Origin of the sequence: Lacisediminimonas profundi (assembly GCF_008831265.1) — a bacterium.
GTDB lineage: Bacteria > Pseudomonadota > Gammaproteobacteria > Burkholderiales > Burkholderiaceae_D > Lacisediminimonas > Lacisediminimonas profundi.
In genome coordinates this window covers 620,189-643,325 of sequence record NZ_VTTH01000002.1, presented here as the reverse complement: position 1 = coordinate 643,325, position 23,137 = coordinate 620,189, and the positions used below count along the sequence as shown (strand labels likewise).

Annotated in this window: 23 protein-coding genes; 18 read left to right on the top strand and 5 right to left on the bottom strand. The window is 61.5% G+C overall.

The features are described from left to right. Positions 1–148: 148 nt before the first annotated feature. From FVE66_RS08655 to FVE66_RS08645, 3 genes are all read left to right on the top strand, one after another. A complete protein-coding gene (locus FVE66_RS08655) occupies positions 149–364 on the top strand; it encodes a cold-shock protein (RefSeq protein WP_151446982.1) in 216 nt (71 codons plus the stop codon). A gap of 332 nt (positions 365–696) precedes the next feature. After that, positions 697–1,398 carry a pirin family protein gene (locus FVE66_RS08650; protein WP_151446981.1) on the top strand — a complete coding sequence of 234 codons (702 nt, stop codon included), beginning with the start codon at positions 697–699 and terminating at the stop codon, positions 1,396–1,398. Between the two features lie 146 nt (positions 1,399–1,544). Further along, positions 1,545–2,498 (top strand): LysR family transcriptional regulator, encoded by a 954-nt coding sequence (locus tag FVE66_RS08645; protein WP_151446980.1) that lies wholly within the window; start codon positions 1,545–1,547, stop codon positions 2,496–2,498. Positions 2,499–2,555: 57 nt separating this feature from the next. On the opposite strand, the gene FVE66_RS08640 is transcribed toward FVE66_RS08645, so the two are convergent. Together FVE66_RS08640 and ppsR are read right to left on the bottom strand one after the other, a co-directional pair. Beyond that, positions 2,556–2,894 carry a hypothetical protein gene (locus FVE66_RS08640; protein ID WP_151446979.1) on the bottom strand — a complete coding sequence of 113 codons (339 nt, stop codon included), beginning with the start codon at positions 2,892–2,894 and terminating at the stop codon, positions 2,556–2,558. Between the two features lie 74 nt (positions 2,895–2,968). Beyond that, a complete protein-coding gene (ppsR, locus tag FVE66_RS08635) occupies positions 2,969–3,817 on the bottom strand; it encodes a posphoenolpyruvate synthetase regulatory kinase/phosphorylase PpsR (RefSeq protein WP_151446978.1) in 849 nt (282 codons plus the stop codon). A gap of 261 nt (positions 3,818–4,078) precedes the next feature. On the opposite strand from ppsR, the gene ppsA reads away from it, so the two are divergent. From ppsA to FVE66_RS08620, 3 genes are all read left to right on the top strand, one after another. Then, on the top strand, positions 4,079–6,511 hold the full coding sequence (ppsA, locus tag FVE66_RS08630) for a phosphoenolpyruvate synthase (RefSeq protein ID WP_151446977.1): 2,433 nt from the start codon (positions 4,079–4,081) through the stop codon (positions 6,509–6,511). Between the two features lie 316 nt (positions 6,512–6,827). Then, the gene (locus tag FVE66_RS08625) at positions 6,828–7,268 is read left to right on the top strand and encodes an NfeD family protein (RefSeq protein WP_151446976.1); all 441 of its coding nucleotides are present in this window, start codon (positions 6,828–6,830) and stop codon (positions 7,266–7,268) included. 35 nt (positions 7,269–7,303) lie between these two features. After that, on the top strand, positions 7,304–8,218 hold the full coding sequence (locus FVE66_RS08620) for an SPFH domain-containing protein (protein WP_421829484.1): 915 nt from the start codon (positions 7,304–7,306) through the stop codon (positions 8,216–8,218). Between the two features lie 40 nt (positions 8,219–8,258). On the opposite strand, the gene smpB is transcribed toward FVE66_RS08620, so the two are convergent. Then, entirely contained in the window at positions 8,259–8,708 is a 450-nt protein-coding gene (gene smpB / locus FVE66_RS08615; protein WP_151446974.1) for an SsrA-binding protein SmpB, read from the bottom strand. A gap of 67 nt (positions 8,709–8,775) precedes the next feature. Between smpB and FVE66_RS08610 the strand changes: the two genes are divergently transcribed. The 3 genes from FVE66_RS08610 (at position 8,776) to FVE66_RS08600 (ending at position 10,571) form a co-directional block, all read left to right on the top strand. Next, positions 8,776–9,207 (top strand): type II toxin-antitoxin system RatA family toxin, encoded by a 432-nt coding sequence (locus FVE66_RS08610; RefSeq protein WP_151446973.1) that lies wholly within the window; start codon positions 8,776–8,778, stop codon positions 9,205–9,207. Continuing rightward, entirely contained in the window at positions 9,200–9,541 is a 342-nt protein-coding gene (locus FVE66_RS08605) for an RnfH family protein (RefSeq protein ID WP_151446972.1), read from the top strand. The genes FVE66_RS08610 and FVE66_RS08605 overlap by 8 nt, the downstream gene beginning before the upstream one ends. A gap of 115 nt (positions 9,542–9,656) precedes the next feature. Continuing rightward, complete coding sequence (locus tag FVE66_RS08600; RefSeq protein WP_151446971.1) at positions 9,657–10,571, top strand: patatin-like phospholipase family protein; 915 nt, start codon at positions 9,657–9,659, stop codon at positions 10,569–10,571. Positions 10,572–10,607: 36 nt separating this feature from the next. Here the strand turns inward: FVE66_RS08600 and FVE66_RS08595 are convergent, their stop codons facing one another. After that, entirely contained in the window at positions 10,608–11,207 is a 600-nt protein-coding gene (locus tag FVE66_RS08595; RefSeq protein ID WP_241673096.1) for a C40 family peptidase, read from the bottom strand. Positions 11,208–11,308: 101 nt separating this feature from the next. Between FVE66_RS08595 and FVE66_RS08590 the strand changes: the two genes are divergently transcribed. The 5 genes from FVE66_RS08590 (at position 11,309) to FVE66_RS08570 (ending at position 17,406) form a co-directional block, all read left to right on the top strand. After that, positions 11,309–11,716 (top strand): GlcG/HbpS family heme-binding protein, encoded by a 408-nt coding sequence (locus tag FVE66_RS08590; RefSeq protein WP_151446970.1) that lies wholly within the window; start codon positions 11,309–11,311, stop codon positions 11,714–11,716. Positions 11,717–11,955: 239 nt separating this feature from the next. After that, positions 11,956–13,110 (top strand): glutamine-hydrolyzing carbamoyl-phosphate synthase small subunit, encoded by a 1,155-nt coding sequence (gene carA, locus FVE66_RS08585; RefSeq protein ID WP_151446969.1) that lies wholly within the window; start codon positions 11,956–11,958, stop codon positions 13,108–13,110. Continuing rightward, complete coding sequence (gene carB, locus FVE66_RS08580; RefSeq protein ID WP_151446968.1) at positions 13,103–16,333, top strand: carbamoyl-phosphate synthase large subunit; 3,231 nt, start codon at positions 13,103–13,105, stop codon at positions 16,331–16,333. The genes carA and carB overlap by 8 nt, the downstream gene beginning before the upstream one ends. Before the next feature lie 119 nt (positions 16,334–16,452). After that, positions 16,453–16,929, top strand: coding sequence for a transcription elongation factor GreA (gene greA / locus FVE66_RS08575; protein WP_151446967.1), 477 nt, complete (start codon positions 16,453–16,455; stop codon positions 16,927–16,929). A 15-nt stretch (positions 16,930–16,944) separates the two neighbouring features. Then, positions 16,945–17,406, top strand: a complete 462-nt coding sequence (locus FVE66_RS08570) for a DUF4149 domain-containing protein (RefSeq protein ID WP_151446966.1) — start codon at positions 16,945–16,947, stop codon at positions 17,404–17,406. 104 nt (positions 17,407–17,510) lie between these two features. On the opposite strand, the gene yhbY is transcribed toward FVE66_RS08570, so the two are convergent. Then, positions 17,511–17,978, bottom strand: coding sequence for a ribosome assembly RNA-binding protein YhbY (gene yhbY, locus FVE66_RS08565; RefSeq protein ID WP_151446965.1), 468 nt, complete (start codon positions 17,976–17,978; stop codon positions 17,511–17,513). A 40-nt stretch (positions 17,979–18,018) separates the two neighbouring features. On the opposite strand from yhbY, the gene FVE66_RS08560 reads away from it, so the two are divergent. The 4 genes from FVE66_RS08560 to glmM all read left to right on the top strand — a co-directional run bounded on the left by FVE66_RS08560 (position 18,019) and on the right by glmM (position 23,074). Next, positions 18,019–18,663, top strand: a complete 645-nt coding sequence (locus tag FVE66_RS08560) for an RlmE family RNA methyltransferase (protein WP_151446964.1) — start codon at positions 18,019–18,021, stop codon at positions 18,661–18,663. Positions 18,664–18,782: 119 nt separating this feature from the next. Further along, the gene (ftsH, locus tag FVE66_RS08555; RefSeq protein WP_151446963.1) at positions 18,783–20,663 is read left to right on the top strand and encodes an ATP-dependent zinc metalloprotease FtsH; all 1,881 of its coding nucleotides are present in this window, start codon (positions 18,783–18,785) and stop codon (positions 20,661–20,663) included. A gap of 140 nt (positions 20,664–20,803) precedes the next feature. Continuing rightward, positions 20,804–21,670, top strand: coding sequence for a dihydropteroate synthase (folP, locus tag FVE66_RS08550; RefSeq protein WP_151446962.1), 867 nt, complete (start codon positions 20,804–20,806; stop codon positions 21,668–21,670). A 66-nt stretch (positions 21,671–21,736) separates the two neighbouring features. Next, positions 21,737–23,074 carry a phosphoglucosamine mutase gene (glmM, locus tag FVE66_RS08545; protein WP_151446961.1) on the top strand — a complete coding sequence of 446 codons (1,338 nt, stop codon included), beginning with the start codon at positions 21,737–21,739 and terminating at the stop codon, positions 23,072–23,074. Positions 23,075–23,137 lie beyond the last annotated feature (63 nt).

Genomic DNA, 23,137 nt, shown 5'->3' with positions numbered 1-23,137 from the left:
CGGCCTGCACTCGCATCAAGTCGTACCCCTCGCTGGTCTCTTTCATATGTTGCTCTGAAAAGAGCGATTCCCGTTTGACTCCCTTCGGTTACATTTCTTGGTATTACGGTGCGTCCCGGCGCAAGCCATCCCACAATAGGAAATAGCAATGAGCACACAAACCGGCACAGTCAAATGGTTCAACGATTCCAAAGGCTTCGGCTTCATCACCCCGGATAACGGCGGCGCGGACCTGTTCGCCCACTTCGGCGACATCCAGACGACCGGCTTCAAGAGCCTGGCTGAAAATCAGCGCGTGTCGTTCGAACGCGCTACCGGCCCTAAAGGCGACAAAGCTGTCAACATCCGTCCTGTTGAAGCCTGAGTCTGAAGCCTGAGCCTGACGCTTAGTCGAAATTCATCCAAGGCCGCAGCAGGCGTTCCCGCTTGCCGGCACATGAAGAAAGCCCGCTCCGCGCAATGACACCACGCAGATAGCATGGGTCACAGACGCTGGAAAAGAGAACCACCTGGCAGATAGCCAGGGTTGCTCCGGGCAGTTGGAGTGATTTGGATGGAAAAGCCCGCTTTCGAGCGGGCTTTTTTACGTCCGCAGCAATCATCCGTTCAATTTTTTTGAGTGATGTCATCAAATGACAGAACTCGCCAGCCTTGCGCGCAGCGGCATAATGTCTCCATCAACAAGGAGGTCCATTCATGCTTACCCTTCGCAAATCACAAGACCGCGGCTACGCCGACCACGGATGGCTCAAGAGCTACCATTCATTCTCCTTTGCCGGCTATTACGATCCCGCCCACATGGGATGGGGCAACCTGCGCGTCATCAATGAAGACCGCGTGGCCCCCGGCGCCGGCTTTGGCAGGCACGGTCACCGTGACATGGAAATCATCAGCTATGTGCTGTCGGGAGAGTTGGCGCATCAGGACAGCATGGGCAACGTCAAGGGGATCCCGCCGGGCGATGTCCAGCGCATGAGCGCAGGTACTGGCGTCATGCATTCCGAGTTCAACCATGTCAAGGATCAGACCACCCACTTCCTGCAAATCTGGATCATGCCGGACGTGACCGGGGTCGCCCCGAGCTACGAGCAGAAAACGATTCCGGCTGCGGAAAAGCGCGGCGCACTGCGCTTGGTCGCCTCGCCCGACGGCGCGCAAGGCTCGGTCACCATCCACGCTGATGCCAGGCTGTACGCGGGACTGTTCGATGGCGACGAGCAGGCGGACCTGGTGCTCGACCCGGCTCGTAAAGGCTATGTGCATCTGGTGCGCGGCGAGCTGGTGGTCAATGGCCAGCACATCAGCGCTGGCGATGCCGTACTGCTGGAAAACGAAAACCTGATAACACTGCGAAATGGCAGCGATTCCGAGGTGATTGTGTTCGACCTGGCTACCTGAAATTCGGGACAAATGCAGGATGCGGCGGCCTGGCAGCGATTCTCCCTGCGCCCTGGTGGCGAGGCTGTCGTTGCGGTCGCCCACGCCTTGCAGGGCGCGCCAGTTCAATGTCAATATTCAAAATATTTGAACCTGGTGCCCCCGCCATGCCCACGCCTCGCGACGTATTGACTCCTGCCGCACTCGCCATGCTGCAGGTGATCGCCGACACCGGCAGTTTTGCGGCGGCTGCACGCGCCAGCAACATGGTGCCCAGCGCACTGACCTACCGTGTGCGTCAGATCGAAGATGCCCTGGATGTATTGTTGTTCGACCGCAGTTCGCGCCAGGCCAGACTGACCGAAGCCGGTTCGGAACTGCTGCGGGAGGGGGCGGTCCTGCTAACGGAAATTGACGCGGTTGCCAATCGCGTCAAGCGCGTGGCAACCGGGTGGGAGCCGCAATTCACGATTGCGGTGGATAGCATAATTGACCGTGCGACCGTAATGGAGTTGTGCGGGACTTTTTTTGAGCTGAACCCGCCCACCAGGCTGAAACTGCGGGCGGAAACCCTGACTGGCACGCTGGAGGCCCTGACATCCGGACAGGCTGACCTTGCGCTGGGCGTGGTGCTGGATGCCAGCGCCACTACCGGCCTGCAGCGGGAACCGCTGGGCACGGTGCGCTTTGTGTTTGCGGTGGCACCTCGCCACCCGCTGGTGCAGGCCCCCGAGCCCTTGACTGACGCCGTCATACGACAGCACCGGGCGGTAGCGATCGCCGACTCGGTTCAGCATGGCTCCCGCCTCTCGATCGGGCTACAGACCGGCCAGGATGTGCTTACCGTGGCGGATATGCCCACGAAACTGGATGCGCAACTCAGATCCTTGGGCGCTGGCTTCCTGCCTACTTGCCTGGCGCAGCCCGATATCGACGCCGGGCGCCTGGTGGTCAAGCGGGTGGAGCGTCCGGAGCAGCAGCTCAAGGTCAGTTATGCCTGGCGCAAGAGCGGAAAAACGAGCCAGGGGAGAGCACTGCAGTGGTGGCTCGATCAACTCGAGGATCCGGTGACGCGGGCGGCGCTGCTCGGTGAACGCCGTGATTTCAATCGAACAGGGTAAATCGATGAAGGCGCTCAATCCGGCGGAGGCGAGCTGCCGCCGCGTGCTTGCCCTTCACTACTCATGACGGGCATAGACCAGGCCGGGCTCCACATAGCATTGGCCCGGCTGCAGCAGGACCTCGCCTTCGGGCGGACAAACATGGTCGAACAGGTATTCGTGGCCATCGACGCTCATGATCCGGTGAATCACGGCGTCCCGGTAGTGGCCGATGGGCTCGCTGAGCCGCTCGGGCCGGACGAAGCGGCGCGACCGGGCGAGGGCTGCGAGCTCGCGCGATTTCAATGCCTTCGCATCCTGCAGTTCGGCTTCGACCTTGCCCAGGTTGTCGCGCAGCGCCCAGAAAAAAAATGCCAGGCCGACCCACAGCACGATTTCGATCAGCACCAGGTCCATACGCGTCGCTCCCTTCAAAAGGAACAGACGATGGCCAACGGCAAAGGTTCCCTGCCGGCGGCAGGGGCCTTGATCTAGTAGATGCCGTTTTCGTGCTTGATTTCCTGCAGGATCGTGGCCGCGATTTCCTCGATTGATTTGAGGGTCGACGACATCCAGCGTATCCCTTCGCGCCGCATCATGTCCTCGGCCTCGTTGACCTCGTAACGGCAGTTTGCCAGTGCCGCATACTTGCTGCCGGGGCGGCGTTCGTTGCGGACCTCGGCCAGCCGCTCGGGAGTGATCGACAAGCCGAAAATCTTCTTCTTGTACGGAATCAGGCCGCTCGGCAGGCGGCCACGCTCGAAATCTTCCGGGATCAGCGGGTAGTTCGCCGCCTTGATGCCGTACTGCATCGCCAGGTAGAGACTGGTCGGGGTCTTTCCGGAGCGTGACACGCCGACCAGGATGACGTCTGCCGCCGCCAGGTTCTTGTGCGACTGACCGTCGTCGTGAGCCAGCGAGAAGTTGATTGCCTCGATCCGGTTCTTGTATTCGTCGGAGTCGGCGATGTTGTGGCTGCGACCTATTGTATGGGTCGACTTGACTCCCAGTTCCTGTTCCAGCGGCTCGACGAAAGTCTGGATCAGGTCCATGTGCATGCCATTGGACTTGCGCACCACCACCGAGAGCTCGGCTTTTACCAGCGTGGAAAACACGATCGGGCGCTTGCCGTCGGCCGCGAAAGTATCGTTGATCTTTCGGACCGCATCGTGGGCCTTTTCAAGGGTGTCTATGAAAGGCAGGCGGATCTGGCGAAAACGCAGGTCGAACTGGGTCAGTACGGAATGCCCGAAAGTCTCGGCCGTGATGCCGGTGCCGTCCGAAACAAAAAACACCGTGCGGGCAGACGCACTGGATTCGGGCTGTTGTGAAACTGGCATTATTGCCTCTTGAATAGATAAATGATCGGTGGTGAATTGGCAAAACTTCGGCAAAACGTTTTGCAGCCTGTAAAATATCGGGCTTCGCAGCCCGGTTCGCGATTACTGCCGAACCCCGGCCGCAGCAGACAACACACAGGATATCCCCAGTGAGCAGCCCAGCGCATCTTAGCAAGAATAATAAGAAGCAAGCGACTGCCCGGATTGCGCGCGCCACTGGAGCATGCCCGCAGATTTCTTATCATCAAAACAGAGGTAGTCATGACCAATGCATCAATTTCGGGGATCACCCCGGGGGCGACTTACGTCGCTCCGTTCGAAGATCTGCGCATGACCGATGTCGAATCGGTCGGCGGCAAGAACGCTTCGCTGGGTGAAATGATCAGCCAGCTGGCCCACGCCGGTGTGCGTGTGCCAGGCGGCTTTGCCACCACTGCAGATGCCTTTCGCGATTTCCTGGAGCAGGGCGATGGCCAGAGCCTGGCCAAGCGGATCGAGGCACGCCTCGAGTCGCTGAACATCGACGACGTGCGCGCGCTGGCCCAGGCCGGTGCGGAAATTCGCAAATGGATTGTCGAAACGCCGTTCCAGCCGCGCCTGAAAAAAGAAATTACCGAGTTTTATCATCAGCTTGTAGACGATTCTTCAAGCGAAATGTCATTTGCTGTCCGTTCGTCGGCAACGGCGGAGGACATGCCTGACGCGTCGTTCGCAGGCCAGCAGGAAACCTTCCTCAATGTGGTCGGCATCGACCACATCCTGGAAGCGATCAAGCATGTGTTTGCCTCGCTGTACAACGATCGCGCGATCTCGTACCGCGTCCACAAGGGCTATACCCACGCTGAAGTTGCCTTGTCTGCAGGTGTGCAACGCATGGTGCGTTCCGATCTTGGCGCCGCCGGTGTCATGTTCACCATCGATACCGAATCCGGTTTCGAGGACGTCGTGTTCATCACCTCCAGCTACGGCCTCGGCGAGACCGTGGTCCAGGGCGCGGTGAATCCGGACGAGTTCTACGTCCACAAGCCAATGCTGGCGCAGGGCAAGCTGCCGATCATCCGCCGCAATATCGGGTCCAAGCTGATCAAGATGGAATTCACCGGCGAAACCCAGGCCGGCAAATCGGTGCGCACCGTCGACGTGCCAATCGAGCAGCGCAACCGCTATTCGCTGACCGACGCCGAAGTGGTCGAACTGGCGAAATACGCCGTCATCATCGAGAAACACTATGACCGCCCGATGGACATCGAGTGGGGCCGTGACGGCGCCGATGGCAAGCTGTACATCTTGCAGGCGCGTCCGGAGACCGTGAAGTCGCAACACAAGGCGGGCGATTCGCAGCAACGCTTCAAGCTGAAAAGCAGCGGCACGGTGCTGGTCTCCGGCCGGGCGATCGGCCAGAAGATCGGCGCCGGTCCGGTGCGCGTGATTCACGATCCCAGCGAGATGGAGCGTGTGCAGCCGGGCGACGTGCTGGTTGCCGACATGACCGACCCGAACTGGGAGCCGGTGATGAAGCGGGCTGCTGCCATCATTACCAATCGCGGCGGGCGGACCTGCCACGCGGCGATCATCGCCCGCGAACTGGGCGTGCCGGCCGTCGTCGGCTGCGGCCATGCGACCGAACTGCTGAAGGATGGCACCCTGGTGACGGTCTCCTGCGCCGAAGGCGACGAGGGCCGGATCTACGACGGTTTGCTGGAAACCGAGGTGACCGAGGTTACCCGCGGCGAAATGCCGGAACTGCCGCTGAAGATCACGATGAACATCGGCAACCCGCAGCTGGCATTCGACTTCCAGTCGATCCCCAACCACGGTGTCGGCCTGGCCCGCCTGGAGTTCATCATCAACAACAACATCGGCGTGCATCCGAGGGCGATCCTCGAGTACCCGAACATCGACCCGGACCTGAAAAAAGCGGTCGAATCGGTCGCCCGCGGGCACGCTTCGCCGAGCGCTTTTTACGTCGACAAGCTGGCCGAAGGCATTGCCACCATTGCCGCGGCATTCTGGCCCAAGCCGGTGATCGTGCGGATGTCCGACTTCAAGTCGAACGAATACAAGAAGCTGATCGGCGGTTCGCGCTACGAGCCGGACGAGGAAAACCCGATGCTGGGCTTCCGCGGTGCGGCACGTTACCTGGCGGCTGACTTTGCCGGTGCGTTCGAGATGGAGTGCGAGGCACTGAAGCGGGTGCGCCACGACATGGGCCTGGTCAATGTCGAGATCATGGTGCCGTTCGTGCGTACGCTGGGTCAGGCCGAAAAGGTCGTCAACCTGCTGGCCAAGAACGGCCTGCGGCGCGGCGAGAACGGCCTGCGCCTGATCATGATGTGCGAGGTGCCTTCCAACGCCATCCTGGCTGAGGAGTTCCTGGAGTACTTCGACGGCTTCTCCATCGGTTCCAACGACCTGACCCAGCTGACGCTGGGACTGGACCGGGATTCCGGCATGGAATTGCTCGCCATGGACTTCGACGAGCGCGATCCGGCCGTCAAGGCCATGCTGTCGCGGGCCATCAAGGCCTGCAATGCGGCCGGCAAGTATGTCGGCATCTGCGGCCAGGGCCCGTCGGACAATCCGGATTTTGCGGAGTGGTTGATGGAGCAGGGGATCGGCTCGCTGTCCTTGAACCCGGACTCGGTGGTCGAGACCTGGCAGACGCTGGCTGCGATGCAGAAGAAGAACTCCTGAAGGCAAAACGCTTGACGCGGCGAAACGGTTTGTTACACTAGCCCGGTTAGTCGCGATCGAGCCGGATGCCGGCCTCGCGGCCTCGCAGTCTCAAGTAATAACCAACAAAAAAGTTGTACCCTGATTTGGCCCCCGCCTGCCTCGTGCAGCCGGGGGTTTTGTTTTTGGCGGCGAGATAAACCCGGCTGCCGATGATGTGATCGCATGTCGGCGGCGCCGGTTCGGCCGGCTGACCGGCTTGCGGGGTTCCGTTCGGCTTCCCCTTTCATTGCCCATTTGCTACCCTGCGAATTGCTCTTGGCGCGGGAGGATGGCAGTGAACGATGCAATGGTGTGGCTGGGGCTGGCCGGTGGGCTGGTGATCCTGGAGATTTTCACCGGGACTTTTTATCTCCTGATGCTCGCATTCGGCATGCTGGCAGGCGCTGCGGCAGCATGGACTGGCCTGTCGAATCCCTTGCAGATGCTATGCGTGGCAATCGTTGGCGTGACCGGCGTACTGTTGCTGCGCCTGCGACGCCGGGGCAGGGGCGCGGAGGTCGATGCGGCGGCCGATCCCAACGTTAACATCGATATCGGGCAATCGCTCCATGTGGATCAGTGGCAGGGCGCCGCGCCTGGCCCTTACATGGCGCGGGTCGCTTATCGCGGCGCGCAATGGGATGTGGAGCTGGAAGCGGGCGGGCAGCCGCTGCCCGGTACGTTCGTGATTCGTGAAATGCGCGGCAGCCGCCTGCTGGTATCGGCCCCATACTGAATCTTCAAGAATCGTCACAAGAAGGGGGATGAATGATGGGTTTCGGAACTGTTTCGCTGGTTATCCTGATACTGGCCGTGGTTTTCATGCTGAAGACCATCAATGTCGTACCGCAGCAGCATGCATGGGTGGTCGAACGCCTGGGCAAGTACCATTCGACGCTGGCGCCCGGCCTGAATATCGTGATTCCGTTCATCGACCGCATCGCCTACAAGCACATCCTGAAGGAAATCCCTCTCGATGTGCCGCCTCAGGTCTGCATCACGCGTGACAATACCCAGCTGCAGGTGGATGGCATCCTGTATTTCCAGGTCACCGATCCGATGCGGGCTTCTTACGGCTCGTCGAACTATGTCACTGCGATCACCCAACTGGCCCAGACCACGCTGCGCTCCGTGATCGGACGCATGGAACTGGACAAGACTTTCGAGGAACGGGACCACATCAATACGACCATCGTCAACGCCATCGATGAATCGGCCGCGAACTGGGGCGTGAAGGTGCTGCGTTATGAAATCAAGGACCTGACGCCGCCCAAGGAAATCCTGCACGCGATGCAGGCGCAGATCACCGCCGAGCGCGAGAAGCGCGCGCTGATCGCGGCGTCGGAAGGGCGCAAGCAGGAACAGATCAATATCGCGACCGGTGAACGGGAAGCGGCGATCGCGCGCTCCGAAGGCGAGAAGCAGGCCGAAATCAACCGTGCGCAGGGCGAAGCCGCGGCGATCCTGTCGATTGCCGAAGCGACCGCGGAAGCGATCCGCAAGACTGCCGCAGCGATACGCGAGCCGGGCGGCGAATATGCGGTGAACCTGAAGGTTGCCGACAAGTATGTCGAAGCCTTCGCCAATATCGCCAAAACCGGCAACACGCTGGTCGTTCCTGCCAACCTGTCGGACATGAGCGGGCTGATCGCAACGGCGCTGCAGGTGGTGAAGCAGGTCAAGTAAGGCGGAGCCGTGGCCGCAGGGCCGGCCCTGCCGGCCGCCGTCAGCGGCGGTTCTGCTTCATCGCGGACTGGATCTCGCGCTGGATATCGCGCTCGCGTTCGGTGTCGCGCTTGTCGTGCTGCTTCTTGCCCTTGGCCAGGCCAATTTCGCATTTGATCCGGCCGCGCGTGAAATGCAGGTTGAGCGGCACCATGGTGTAGCCGGAGCGCTCCACCTTGCCTATCAGGCGCTTGATTTCCTCCGCCTTCAGCAACAGCTTGCGGGTACGCACCGGATCGGGGCTGATATGGGTGGATGCGGTCGGTAGCGGGCTGATATGCGCGCCGAACAGGAATACTTCCTCGTTGCGAACGATGACGTAGGCTTCCTTCAGCTGCGCGCGTCCGGCCCTGATCGACTTGACTTCCCAACCTTCCAGCGCCATGCCTGCTTCGAATCGTTCCTCGATGAAGTAATCATGAAAGGCTTTTTTGTTGTCGACTATGCTCATTAAATGAAGAACCGGGCCTGTAGATTAGAATGGCAAGCTTCGCATTCTAACAAACGGTCAACGCGCAATGGCAGTGGTGCATAAATCGGTTCTCGTCGCGTACAGCGCCGAGCAGATGTTTGAACTGGTCGACAAGGTCGAGGATTATCCAAAATTCCTGCCGTGGTGCGGTGGAGTCACAGTGAAGGAGCGGGCTGGCGACCGGCTGGTCGCCACCTTGTCGATCAACTACCACGGCGTACGCCAGAGCTTCACCACGGAAAACACCAACCTGCGCCCGACCAGCATGACCATGAAGTTGCTCGAGGGGCCATTCCGGCAGCTTGAGGGCACCTGGACCTTCAAGCCGCTGCGCGCCGATGCCTGCAAGATCGAGTTCGACCTGCGCTACGAGTTTTCGAGCCGTCTGCTGGACCAGATCATCGGGCCGGTGTTCAACATGATCGCCAACAGTTTCGTCGACTCCTTCTGCAAGCGGGCCGAGGTGGTGTATGGGTGAGCAGGGCAGTGCCATTGCCAGTCCCGGGCCGGGCGTGCGCGTGCAGGTCTGCCATGCGAAACCGGATGCCGTCTTCCTGCGCGACCTGACTGTCGAGCCGGGAACCAGCTTGATGCAGGCGATTGCCGGCAGCGGGTTGCTGCAGCAGATGCCGGAAGTCGACCTGTCCGTCTGCAATGTCGGCGTGCATGGCAAGCTGAAGCCGCTGGACGCCATCGTGCGCGACGGCGACCGGATAGAAATCTATCGGCCGCTGGTGGCGGATCCGAAGGATGCACGGCGCCGGCGGGCGGTAAAGGCAGTCAAGGCAGTAAAGGCGGCAAGCAAGGCCTGAATCCGGAATTGGCTCCGTTCTTGCGCGGTTGATGGTCCCCGCAAAATCCTCGTCTTGCGATGGCCGGGGGCTGACAGGGCTACAATACCGGGTTGATATCCGCCGTTGGTTCCCCATGCGTCATCTGCTTTCTCCCATTTTCGTTCCCCCGATCATCGCTTCCCTGCTGCTGCTTGCCGGCTGCCACACCGCACCGGTACGTGATTCAACGCCTGCCGCTGCTGCTGCCAAGCCGGCCCGGCCGGTCAAGGTCGCGTTGGTCCTCGGTGGCGGGGCTGCCCGCGGCTTCGCCCACGTCGGTGTAATCAAGGCGCTGGAGGCGCAGGGCATCGTGCCGGACATCGTCGTCGGCACCAGTGCAGGCAGCGTGGTCGGCGCCCTTTATGCGGCCGGTAACAGCGGCTTTGCCCTGAACAAGCTCGCGCTTGAAATGGACGAGGCTGCCATTTCCGACTGGGCCGTTCCCTGGTTTTCGCGCAATACCGGCGTGCTCAAGGGCGAGGCGATTCAAAACTACGTGAACCGGGCGGTGCACAACCTGCCACTGGAAAAGATGAAGATCCGCTTTGCCGTCACCGCCACCGATCTGGCCACCGGTGCGCCTATCCTGTTCGAGCGCGGCAACACCGGTGCGGCGGTACGCGCGTCGTCCGCGGTGCCGGGCGTTTTCCAGCCGGTGCGCATCGGCGAGCGCCTGTACGTGGATGGCGGACTGGTGTCGCCGGTGCCGGTCCGGTTTGCGCGCGAGATGGGCGCGGACTTCGTGATTGCCGTGAACATTTCAGCCGAGCCGGACGGCCAGCCGTCGGGTTCGACGGTCGACATGCTGTTGCAGACTTTCACCATCATGGGCCAGACCATCAACCACTACGAGTTGCGTGATGCCGATGTCGTGATCCGGCCGGAACTGGGGGCCATGAGGGGCAGTGATTTTGCCGGACGCAACCTGGCGATCCTGGCCGGGGAACGCGCGGCGTCCCGTGTACTGCCGGAACTCAAGTCGAAGTTGAGGCAAAAGCAGGGGCTGTAGGCGCGCCGCTGCCAAGGGACAGCCGGCAGGCGGTGCTCAGGATCCGCTGATGTCGGCGATGCGGCGGGCGCCGTTGTAGCGGTTCTTCCAGTAGTCCCGGTCCATGGCCTCCACCCGGATCGCGCCGCCTGGGGCCGGCGAGTGGACGAACTTGTTCTCGCCCACATAGATGCCGACATGGGAGTAGGGACGGCTGGCGGTATCGAAAAACACCAGGTCGCCGGGCTGCAATTCACGCGCAGTGACGCGGTCGCCGGCACGGCTGATCTCGTCCGAGGTGCGCGGCAGTTCGCGCTGCCAGGCCTGCCGGAACACATGCTGCACCAGTGCGCTGCAGTCCATTCCGGTGGTGGCCGAGGTGCCGCCGTATTTGTAGCGCAAGCCGGCCAGCGACAGCGCATGCAGGACGACGTCCCCGATCCGGCTGCTCGCATTTTGCGCTGGCGTGCCGAAGGTGCCGGGATCGAGGCTGATGTCGCGGGCGAGGACAGGTCCGGCCAACCACCCGAGCAGCAGGCATGCCAGCGCGGTGCGCGGCAGGCGGCGGGCAATTCGGGGTGGCAGCAGGAAATCGCGCATGTTGTTGCCGGACTTTGCCGGACTATGCCGGATGTTGCCGGATGGCAGTGATGACAAACCGAAATGTATTGCACGGCGGACTGTATTGTCAAAGCCATTCACCGTTGCGGCTGCGGGATATCGTAGAATCTGCTGTCTAACCAATCCGGAGAACATCCATGCAGAGCAAGCCCGTCCTGACCCTCGACGACCTGAAGAAAATTGCCGCCGGCGCTGAAGCCGAAGCGAAAAAAAACAACTGGGCCGTGACAATTTCGATCGTCGATGATGGCGGCCATCTGCTGTGGTTGCAGCGCCTTGACGGCGCGGCCCCGATTTCCGCGCATATCGCACCGGCCAAGGCCAGGACCGCAGCCCTCGGCCAGCGCGAGACAAAGGTGTACGAGGACATGATCAACAACGGTCGTTTCTCGTTCCTGAGCGCACCCTACATCGAAGGCATGCTGGAAGGCGGCGTGCCCATCGTGGTCGAGGGACATTATGTCGGCGCGATCGGCGTGTCAGGCGTGAAGTCGGCAGAGGACGTGCAGATTGGCAAGGCGGGGATAGCGGCGCTCGGCCTTTGATCAATTGGCAGGAGACGGGTCGAGAGGGAAACTCTCCATTTCGACCCGTGTTCGGGTTGCTGCAAGGGGGGCTTACGCGCTATAATTGCAAGGTTTAGCCAAATCACAACCGCTGTAGCGCATACGCCCTCCCACACTCGTCCCGACATCTCCCGCGCCCACTTTCGAGCCTGCATCAGGCCGGCGGCGCGACGGCTGTCCGACGCGGCGCAACGGCGGTAACCTTTCAGGAGTTACCCTTGCTGCCATTTCTTTCGGGACAATCTGTCCCCGCCATCCTAGCGCTCGCAGACGGGTCGATTTTCCAGGGACACTCGATCGGTGCCATCGGGCAGACCGCGGGTGAGGTCGTGTTCAATACTGCAATGACGGGTTATCAGGAAATCCTGACCGATCCCAGTTACAGCAGGCAGATTGTCACGCTGACCTATCCCCATATCGGCAACGTCGGCGTCAATTCCGAAGATTCCGAGGCTTCGCGCGTGCACGCGGCAGGCCTGATCATCCGCGACTTGCCTGCGCTGATGTCGAATTTCCGCGCGGAGCAGACGCTCCCCGACTACCTGAAATCGGAAAATGTCGTTGCCATCGCCGGCATCGATACCCGCAAGCTGACCCGGATCCTGCGCGAGAAGGGGGCCCAAAGCGGCGCCATCGTGGCCGGCGAAGACGCCACGGTCGAGCAGGCCCTGGGACTGGCACGTTCCTTCCCGGGAATTTCCGGCATGGACCTGGCAAAGGTCGTGTCCGTGAAAGAACCGTACGAGTGGACCACCACCGAGTGGAAGCTCGGCGCTGGCTGCGGCAATCAGGATGCGCCAAAATACCATGTGGTCGCGTTCGACTATGGCGTCAAGTACAACATCCTGCGCATGCTGGCGGAGCGCGGCTGTAAGGTTACCGTGCTGCCTGCCCAGTCGACCGCAGCCCAGGCGCTGGCGCTGAATCCGGACGGCATTTTCCTGTCCAACGGCCCGGGCGATCCCGAGCCCTGCGACTATGCGATCGCGTCAACTCGCGAGCTGATCGATCGCGGTATCCCGACTTTCGGCATCTGCCTCGGCCATCAGCTGATGGGTTTGGCCACCGGCGCGAAGACACTGAAAATGAAATTCGGCCATCACGGTGCCAACCATCCGGTGCTCGACCTCGATACCCGGCAGGTCATGATCACATCCCAGAACCACGGCTTTGCGGTTGACCCATCCACGCTGCCATCGAATTGCCGCGTCACCCATGTGTCGCTGTTCGATGGCTCGCTGCAGGGATTTGCCCTGACCGACAAGCCGGCCTTCTGCTTCCAGGGCCATCCGGAAGCATCACCCGGGCCGACTGACATCGCCCCCCTGTTCGATCGCTTCGTCGCGATGATGGAGCAACATAAAAATGCCTAAGCGTAACGACATTAGCAGCATCCTGATTATTGGCGCCGGCCCGATCGTGATCGGCCAGGCGTGTGAATTCGACTATTCTGGCGCGCAGGCCTGCAAGGCCCTGCGGCAAGAGGGCTATCGCGTGGTGCTGGTCAACAGCAATCCGGCGACCATCATGACCGACCCGGAAATGGCCGATGTGACCTACATCGAGCCGATCACCTGGCAGGTGGTGGAACGCATCATCGCCAAGGAGCGGCCCGACGCCATCCTGCCGACCATGGGCGGCCAGACTGCGCTGAACTGCGCGCTCGACCTGCACCATAACGGCGTGCTGGAAAAATACGGCTGCGAACTGATCGGCGCCTCGCCGGAAGCGATCGACATGGCCGAAGACCGTTCCAAGTTCAAGGACGCAATGACCCGCATCGGCCTCGGCTCGGCACGCTCGGGTGTCGCCCATACCCTGGAAGAGTCGTGGGCAGTGCAGAGGGATCTCGGCTTCCCGGTCATCATCCGGCCCTCGTTCACGATGGGCGGCAGCGGAGGCGGCATTGCGTATAACGCCGAAGAGTTCGAGGCAATCTGCAAGCGCGGCCTGGAAGCATCCCCCACCTCCGAACTGCTGATCGAGGAATCGCTGATCGGCTGGAAAGAATTCGAGATGGAAGTGGTGCGCGATTCGAAAGACAACTGCATCATCGTCTGCTCGATCGAAAACCTCGACCCGATGGGCGTGCATACCGGCGACTCGATCACGGTCGCGCCGGCGCAGACGCTGACGGACAAGGAATACCAGATCATGCGCAACGCGTCGATCGCGGTGCTGCGTGAAATCGGCGTCGATACCGGCGGTTCCAACGTGCAGTTCGCGATCAATCCGGCCGACGGCCGCATGATCGTGATCGAAATGAATCCGCGCGTCTCGCGTTCGTCGGCGCTGGCGTCCAAGGCAACCGGCTTCCCGATTGCCAAGATCGCCGCCAAGCTGGCGGTGGGTTTTACGCTGGATGAATTGCGCAATGACATCACCGGCGGCGCAACGCCGGCCTCGTTCGAGCCGTCGATCGACTATGTCGTCACCAAGATCCCGCGCTTCGCATTCGAGAAATTCCCGGCCGCCGACAGCCACCTGACCACCCAGATGAAGTCGGTCGGCGAGGTGATGGCGATCGGCCGCACCTTCCAGGAGTCGTTCCAGAAAGCGCTGCGCGGCCTCGAAGTCGGCGTTGACGGCATGAATGAAAAAACCACCGACCGCCAGGTCATCGAGGAAGAGCTCGGCGAGCCGGGGCCGGAGCGCATCTGGTACGTCGGCGATGCATTCGCCCAGGGCTTCTCGCTGGAGGAAGTGCAACAGCTGACCCATATCGATCCATGGTTCCTGTCGCAGATCAAGGAGATTGTCGACATCGAACTGTGGCTCGACGAGCAGACGCTGCCGGAGCTGGACAAGAACTTGCTGTTCAAGCTGAAGCAGAAAGGCTTTTCAGACCGCCGGCTGGCGCATCTGCTGAAAACGACCGATACCGAGGTTCGCAATCGCCGGCGCGAGCTGGGTGTGCGCCCGGTCTACAAGCGGGTTGACACCTGCGCTGGCGAATTCGCCACCAACACCGCCTACATGTATTCGACCTACGAGGAAGAGTGCGAATCGAAGCCGACCGACCGCAAGAAAATCATGGTGCTGGGCGGCGGGCCGAACCGGATCGGGCAAGGCATCGAATTCGACTATTGCTGCGTGCATGCGGCGCTGGCGATGCGCGAGGATGGCTATGAAACCATCATGGTCAACTGCAACCCGGAAACCGTGTCGACCGACTACGATACCTCCGACCGCCTGTATTTCGAGCCGCTGACGCTGGAAGACGTGCTGGAGATCGTGGACCTGGAGAAGCCTTACGGCGTGATCGTGCAGTACGGCGGGCAGACACCGCTGAAGCTGGCGCTTGACCTCGAGGCCAACGGCGTGCCCATCGTCGGCACCTCACCGGACATGATCGACGCCGCCGAAGACCGCGAGCGTTTCCAGAAATTGTTGCAGGAGCTGGGACTGCGCCAGCCGCCGAACCGCACTGCTCGCACCGAAGTCGATGCGCTGCGTTTGGCCCAGGAAATCGGCTACCCGCTGGTGGTTCGCCCGTCCTATGTGCTGGGCGGACGCGCGATGGAAATCGTGCACGAGCAGCGCGACCTCGAGCGCTACATGCGCGAAGCGGTCAAGGTGTCCCACGATTCGCCGGTGCTGCTGGATCGCTTCCTGAATGACGCGATCGAAGTTGACGTCGACTGCCTGTCCGACGGCAAGCGCACGTTCATCGGCGGCGTGATGGAACACATTGAGCAGGCCGGCGTGCACTCGGGCGATTCCGCCTGCTCGCTGCCACCTTACTCGCTGTCGCAGGCAACGATCGACGAGATCAAGCGCCAGACTTCGCTGATGGCCAAGGGCCTCGACGTGGTTGGCCTGATGAACGTGCAGTTCGCCATCCAGCAGCAGGAAATCGACGGCCGCGTCCAGGACGTGGTGTTCGTGCTGGAAGTGAACCCGCGTGCTTCGCGCACCGTGCCGTTCGTATCCAAGGCGACCGGCATCCAACTGGCCAAGGTTGCGGCCCGCTGCATGGTCGGCAAGAGCCTGGATGCCCAGGGCATCGCCGAGGAAGTCGTGCCGCCTTATTTCAGCGTCAAGGAAGCGGTGTTCCCGTTCGTCAAGTTCCCGGGCGTGGATACCATCCTCGGACCGGAAATGAAGTCGACCGGCGAGGTGATGGGCGTGGGCCGTACTTTCGGCGAAGCCTTCGTCAAGTCGCAGATGGGCGCTGGTGTCAAGCTGCCCAGGTCCGGCAAGGTATTCCTGTCGGTCAAGTCGAGCGACAAGCCGCGCGCAGTGCAGGTTGCGCGCGACCTGGTCGAAATGGGGTTCACGATCGCGGCGACCAAGGGCACGGCTGCGGCCATCTTCTCGGCCGGCATTCCTGTGACCACGGTCAACAAGGTGGCGGAAGGGCGGCCACATATCGTCGACATCCTCAAGAACAACGAGGTCGCGCTGGTGATCAACACGGTCGAAGAGAAGCGCAACGCCATCACCGATTCGCGCACCATCCGAACTTCGGCGCTGGCGGCACGGGTGCCGACCTTCACCACCATCGCCGGTGCGGAAGCGGCGGTCGAGGGCATGCGCTATCTCGACGAGTTGAATGTCTACGATTTACAAGGCCTGCATAAGTCTTTACACTAAGCCGCAATACCTGAATCACCACAGCGGTTCCAGACAGCATCCTCCCTCGCGGAGGATGTTTGCTTATGGCCTCTGTGGTTTTCCTTTTTTGTTTTCCAATTTCCTGAAGATCGCAGAACATGGCAACTGAACCACTGACCAAATACGGCGCCGAATTGCTGAAAGAAGAGCTGGCCCGGCTGAAACACAAAGAACGGCCGGCGGTCATCAATGCCATCTCGGAAGCGCGCGCGCAGGGTGACCTGTCGGAAAACGCCGAATATGACGCCGCCAAGGAGAAGCAAAGCTTCGTCGAAGGCCGCATCGCGGAGATCGAGGGCAAGCTTGGCGCTGCGCAGATCATCGACCCCAAGCTGCTGGATGCCGAAGGCCGGGTGGTATTCGCATCCACAGTCACTCTGGAAGAGTTGAACACCGGCGACAAAGTGACTTACCAGATCGTCGGCATCGACGAGGCGGATCTCAAGCTGTCCAAGATCTCGTTCAGCTCGCCGATAGCGCGCGCACTGATCGGTAAATCTGCCGGCGATGTGGTCGAGGTGCAAGCCCCGGCCGGGCCGCGGGAGTATGAGATCCTGGACGTCCGCTATATCTGACCTGGCGGCACGGCAATGCAACTGATCCGCCGCCTGACTCCCCATCTCCGGATATTGCTCGTCACTTTCTGGGTGGGCACTGTATGGGGAATCGGCTATGTGGCGGCGCCGGCACTGTTCGCCAACCTGCACGACCGGGTGCTGGCTGGCACCATCGCCGGTCACCTGTTCCGGGCGGAAGCGCTGGTCTCGCTTTCCTGTGGATTCATCCTGTTGTCCTTGTTGCTATCGGGTCGCGACCTGGATAGCGGGCAGCGGCGCACCGGCCTGCTGCTGGTGGCCGTGATGCTGGCATGCACCTTGATTGGCTATTTTGGCTTGCAGCCGATGATGGCTGAATTGCGGGAGCTGGCGGGGCCGGCAGGGGTGATGGCGTCGGAAGCCCGGAGCCGGTTCGGCATGCTGCACGGAATTTCGGCAGTCCTGCACCTGTTGCAGAGCCTGGCCGGCGCCTGGCTGGTGCTGCGCATCCGTTAATCCCTTGGTCCGATGATGACGGACTTCCTGCGGGATTGAGGTGAGAGGCGGCGAGGCGGCGAGGGCGGGGGCGCCTGGAAATCACCCCGTAGCCCATCGCCGGATCAGCTGCCCGACAGCGCCTGCTTCTTGCGGCTGACCTGGCGTGGCTTGGCTCGCCTGATGTTGCCGCCCTGGGTCACCCGTTCATTGCCCTTGACCATGACCTTGGTTACAGTGGGCCGCTTGGTCGGATTGGATTTGACGATAGTCACTTCGCGCATTCCGCCGCCGCGTTTGCTGGTTTTTTCCTTGGCGGTTTCTTTTTGCGGGCGGTACAGGACCAGCAGCTTGCCGATGTGCTGGATCGGTTCCGCGCCGAGGTCGGCGCACAGTTTTTCATAAATCTGGATGCGTGCCTCGCGGTCGTCGCCCAGTACCCGCACCTTGATCAGGCCGTGCGCGTCCAGGCTGGCGGACACTTCCTTCTCGACTGCGGGCGTGAGGCCGGCATCGCCGATCATCACGACGGGATTAAGGGCATGCGCCTGGGCGCGCAGTTCGCTGCGCTGGGCAGTGGTAAGTTTGGACATTGGATGCTTTCGGAAACTGGCAAAGGCGTATTCTAAGCGAATGGCAAAGAAGAAATTGAACAAGAACTGGCTTCACGATCATATTAATGATCCTTACGTGAAGTTGGCGCAAAAAGAAGGCTATCGCGCCCGGGCTGCCTACAAGCTCAAGGAAATCGACGAGGAGGAGAAGCTGATCCGCCCCGGCCAGGTGATCGTCGACCTTGGCGCGGCCCCCGGCAGCTGGTCACAATACGCTCGCAGCAAGCTGTCCGGCAAGGAAGGCGGTGGCATCAATGGCACCGTGGTCGCGCTGGATTTGCTGCCCATGGAACCAATCGCCGATGTGCTGTTCATCCAGGGCGACTTCACCGACGATGCGATCCTGGCCGAACTCGACCGTCAGCTCGGCGGCCGCAAGGCCGATCTGGTATTGTCCGACATGGCGCCAAACCTGTCAGGAATCGCGGTTTCCGATGCTGCCCGCGTCGAGTACCTGATCGAACTGGCAATTGAGTTCGCCCGCCATCACATGAAGCCGGATGGCGCATTGCTGGTCAAGTGTTTCAATGGTCGCGGTTATAACGAAATTGTCCATCGTTTCCGGGCGGAATTCAAAACCGTCATCTCCAAAAAGCCCAAGGCCAGCCGGGATAAGTCGTCCGAGATCTTCTTGCTGGGGAAAATTTTGAAAAACCCGGCATGAATAGTTGATTGCCCCTTGATTTACCGGGCATCCATACCGATATCCCGCCTAGTACCTGCGGTTTTTAACGGGTAGAATCTGTCGCAGAGCAAACGGCTTTCACCGCCGAAGGAGTTCCAGTGAATAACATGTTTTCCAAAGCCGCAATCTGGGTGGTCATTGCCCTGGTGCTTTTCACGGTATTCAAGCAGTTCGACGACCGCAGCATCGGCAGCGGCGCGACCGCAATTCCGTATTCCGATTTCCTGGACGAGGTGAAAGCCAAGCGGATCAAGGAAGCAGTCATTGAAGACCGCACCATTGTCGCCACCACCAGTGAAGGCAAGAAGATCCGCGCGACCACCACCAACCTGGACCGCGGCCTGATTGGCGACCTGGTCAACAATGACGTCAAGTTCGACGTCAGGCAGCCCGAACCGCCGTCATTCCTGTCGCAGGTGTTCATCTCCTGGTTCCCCATGCTGCTGCTGATTGGCGTCTGGGTGTTCTTCATGCGCCAGATGCAGGGCGGCGGCAAGGGCGGCGCCTTTTCCTTCGGTAAATCGAAGGCGCGCATGCTCGACGAAACCACCAACGCCGTGACCTTTGCCGACGTCGCCGGTTGCGACGAAGCCAAGGAAGAGGTACAGGAACTGGTCGATTTCCTGCGCGACCCGACAAAATTCCAGAAACTGGGCGGACGGATTCCGCGCGGCGTGCTGATGGTCGGCCCTCCGGGTACTGGCAAGACGCTGCTGGCGCGCGCCATCGCCGGCGAAGCCAAGGTTCCGTTCTTCACCATTTCCGGTTCCGATTTCGTCGAGATGTTCGTCGGCGTGGGTGCCTCCCGCGTGCGTGACATGTTCGAGAATGCCAAGAAGCATTCGCCCTGCATCATCTTCATCGACGAGATCGACGCTGTCGGCCGTCACCGCGGCGCCGGCATGGGCGGCGGCAACGACGAGCGCGAGCAGACTCTCAACCAGTTGCTGGTCGAGATGGACGGCTTTGAAGCCAATGCCGGCGTGATCGTGATCGCCGCGACCAACCGTGCCGACGTGCTGGACAAGGCCTTGCTGCGTCCCGGCCGTTTCGACCGGCAAGTCATCGTTGGGCTGCCCGATATCCGCGGCCGCGAGCAGATCCTGTATGTGCACATGCGCAAGGTGCCGATCGCACCGGACGTCAAGGCTGACATCCTGGCACGCGGCACACCGGGCTTCTCCGGTGCCGACCTGGCCAACCTGGTCAACGAGGCAGCGCTGTTCGCAGCCCGCCGCAACAAGCGCCTGGTCGAGATGCAGGACTTCGAAGACGCCAAGGACAAGATCGTCATGGGGCCGGAGCGCAAATCCGCCGTCATGCGCGAGGAAGAGCGCCGCAATACCGCGTTCCACGAGTCCGGCCATGCGGTGGTTGCCAAGTTGCTGCCCAAGGCGGATCCGGTGCACAAGGTCACGATCATGCCGCGTGGTTATGCGCTTGGCCTGACCTGGCAGTTGCCCGAGCATGACCGGGTCAACATGTACAAGGACAAGATGCTGGAGGATGTTGCGATCCTGTTCGGCGGCCGCATAGCCGAGGAAATCTTCATGCACCAGATGTCGACCGGCGCGTCCAACGATTTCGAGCGTGCCACCAAGCTGGCCCGCGCCATGGTTACCCGCTACGGCATGTCCGAGACGCTGGGCACGATGGTGTACGAGGACAGCGAGCAGGATGCCTATTTCGGACGGATGGCGTCCAAGACCGTGTCGGAAGCGACGCAGCAGAAGGTGGATCTTGAAATTCGCCGCATCCTCGATGACCAATATGCGCTGGCGCGCCGCTTGCTGGAAGAAAACCGCGTCAAGGTCGAGATGATGGCAAACCGCCTGCTCGAATGGGAAACGCTGGACGCCGACCAGGTCGACGACATCATGGAAGGGCGCGAGCCGCGGCCTCCGAAAGCCGGCACCCCTGTGAAGCGCCCGACCGACAGCAGCGGCGACGTAGCGCCGACGGCGACCGCGCCGGCCTGATTGCCAGGTCATCAGCAACAGCAGCAGACGGGGTGGGGAGCGATCCCCACCCTTTTTCATTGGCGAGCTGCCATCCTCCAGTCCCGGCATCCAGTCCCGGCACCCGCTACAATCCAGCCTACCGCAACCCAAGCCACTCCATGTACTCCAGCTTCCAGTGCGGCCGTTTCCGCTTGCCGCTCGATCCCCGCCAGTCCCGCCCCCTGGTGATGGGCATCCTCAACGTCACGCCCGATTCTTTCTCGGATGGCGGCAAGTTCAATGCGCTGGAGTCGGCGCTGGGCCGGGCAGAGCAGATGATCGCCGATGGCGTCGATATCATCGACATCGGCGGCGAGTCGACCCGTCCGGGCGCCGAGCTGCTGACGGTGGAGGAAGAATTGCGGCGCCTGATGCCGGTGGTGTTTGCGCTGCGTGACTGCGGCAAGCCCTTGTCCATCGACACCTGGAAGACTGACGTCATGCGCGAAGTCCTGGCAGCCGGGGCCGACATGATCAATGACATCAACGGCTTCCTCGCGCCAGGGGCGGTGAGCGTGATTAAGGACAGCGACGCGGCGCTGTGTATCATGCATATGCAGAACCAGCCCGGAACGATGCAGCACAGCCCGCACTACGAAGACGTTGTCGGCGAGGTGACAGCCTTCCTGCAGCGGCGCGTGGCTGAACTGGAGGGGGCGGGCATTGCGCGCGAGCGCATGTGCATCGACCCTGGCTTCGGTTTTGGCAAGACCATGGAACATAACCTCGAGCTGCTGCGGCATGTGGGCGATATCCAGCGCACGCTGGACTTGCCGCTGCTGGCCGGCCTGTCGCGCAAGACCACCCTCGGCGCCATCACCGGCCGACCGGTGGACCAGCGCATGGCGGCCAGTGTCGCCGCTGCGCTGGCGGCGGTGGCGCGCGGTGCACGCATCGTGCGGGTGCACGACGTCGCGCAGACGGTCGATGCGCTGAATATCTGGCACGCAGTCGGCCAGCCCGGGCAAGTCGGGGCAGAGGCTTAAGAACAGTAATGGAGGCGCCGGAATCAATGATCAGCGGCGCTTTGAAAAATAACAGGAAGGGAAGCAATGAGCAGGAAATATTTCGGCACCGATGGCGTGCGCGGCACGGTGGGCACCATGCCAATCACGCCCGATTTCATCATGAAGCTGGGCTACGCTGCGGGACGCGTGTTAGCGCAGTCACAGCCCGGCACGGCCCGCCCTGAAGTCCTGATCGGCAAGGACACCCGCATCTCCGGCTACATGCTGGAAGCGGCACTGGAAGCAGGATTCGCGGCGGCAGGCGTTGACGTGCTGCTGGCAGGTCCGATCCCGACGCCGGCGGTGGCCTACCTGACCCGCGCGCTGCGCCTGACCGCTGGTGTCGTCATTTCTGCCTCGCACAACGCCTTCCAGGACAACGGCATCAAATTCTTCTCCGCCGGCGGCAACAAATTGCCGGATGCGGTAGAGGCGTCGATCGAGCGCGAACTGGACAAGCCGATCGAATGCGTGGCGCCGGAACGGCTGGGCAAGGCGCGTCGGCTGGACGACGCCCGTGGGCGCTACATCGAATTCTGCAAGAGCACCTTCCCCAACGATTCCGACCTGCGCGGCTTGCGCATCGTCGTCGATTGCGCGCATGGCGCGGCCTACCACATTGCGCCGCATGTGCTGCACGAGCTCGGCGGCGAGGTGATCGCGATCGGCGACAAGCCCAACGGCTTGAACATCAACGATGGCGTCGGCGCCACCGCACCTGCCGCACTCTCTGCAGCAGTACTCGAACATCGCGCCGACCTTGGCATTGCGCTGGATGGCGATGCCGACCGCCTGATCATGGTGGATGGAACTGGGCAGACCTACAACGGCGACCAGTTGCTGTATGTGATGGTAAAGCACAGGATGTCGCAGGGGCCGCTGGCCGGGGTAGTTGGCACGCTGATGACCAACATGGCGCTGGAAGTCGCCCTCAAGCGCATGGGCGTGGGCTTCGGGCGCGCCAAAGTCGGTGATCGTTACGTGCTGGAGATGCTGCTCGAACGTGGCTGGCAACTCGGCGGCGAAGGCTCGGGGCATCTGCTGTTCCTCGACAAGCACACTACCGGTGACGGCATGGTGTCCGCCTTGCAGGTGCTGGCGGCACTCAAGAGCAGCGGCAAGACGCTGGCGGAATGCTGTGCGGACCTGCCCTTGTATCCGCAGGTGCTGATCAATGTGAAGGTCAAGCCCGGCTACGATTGGCAGAAGCAGGCCGCTGTGCTTGCAGAGAAAGAACTGGTGGATGCGGAACTTGGTGACAGCGGAAGGGTGCTGATCCGTCCGTCTGGTACCGAGCCGTTGGTGCGGGTGATGGTGGAAGCGGCGAGCGCCGGTACCGCGAATACGATGGCGCGCCGCATCGCGGACAAGATTTCGGGATAAACACGGCGCACGAACATCCGGAAGCTTACTCAGTGTCGATGAAGATTGACCTGAGCGTCTCCA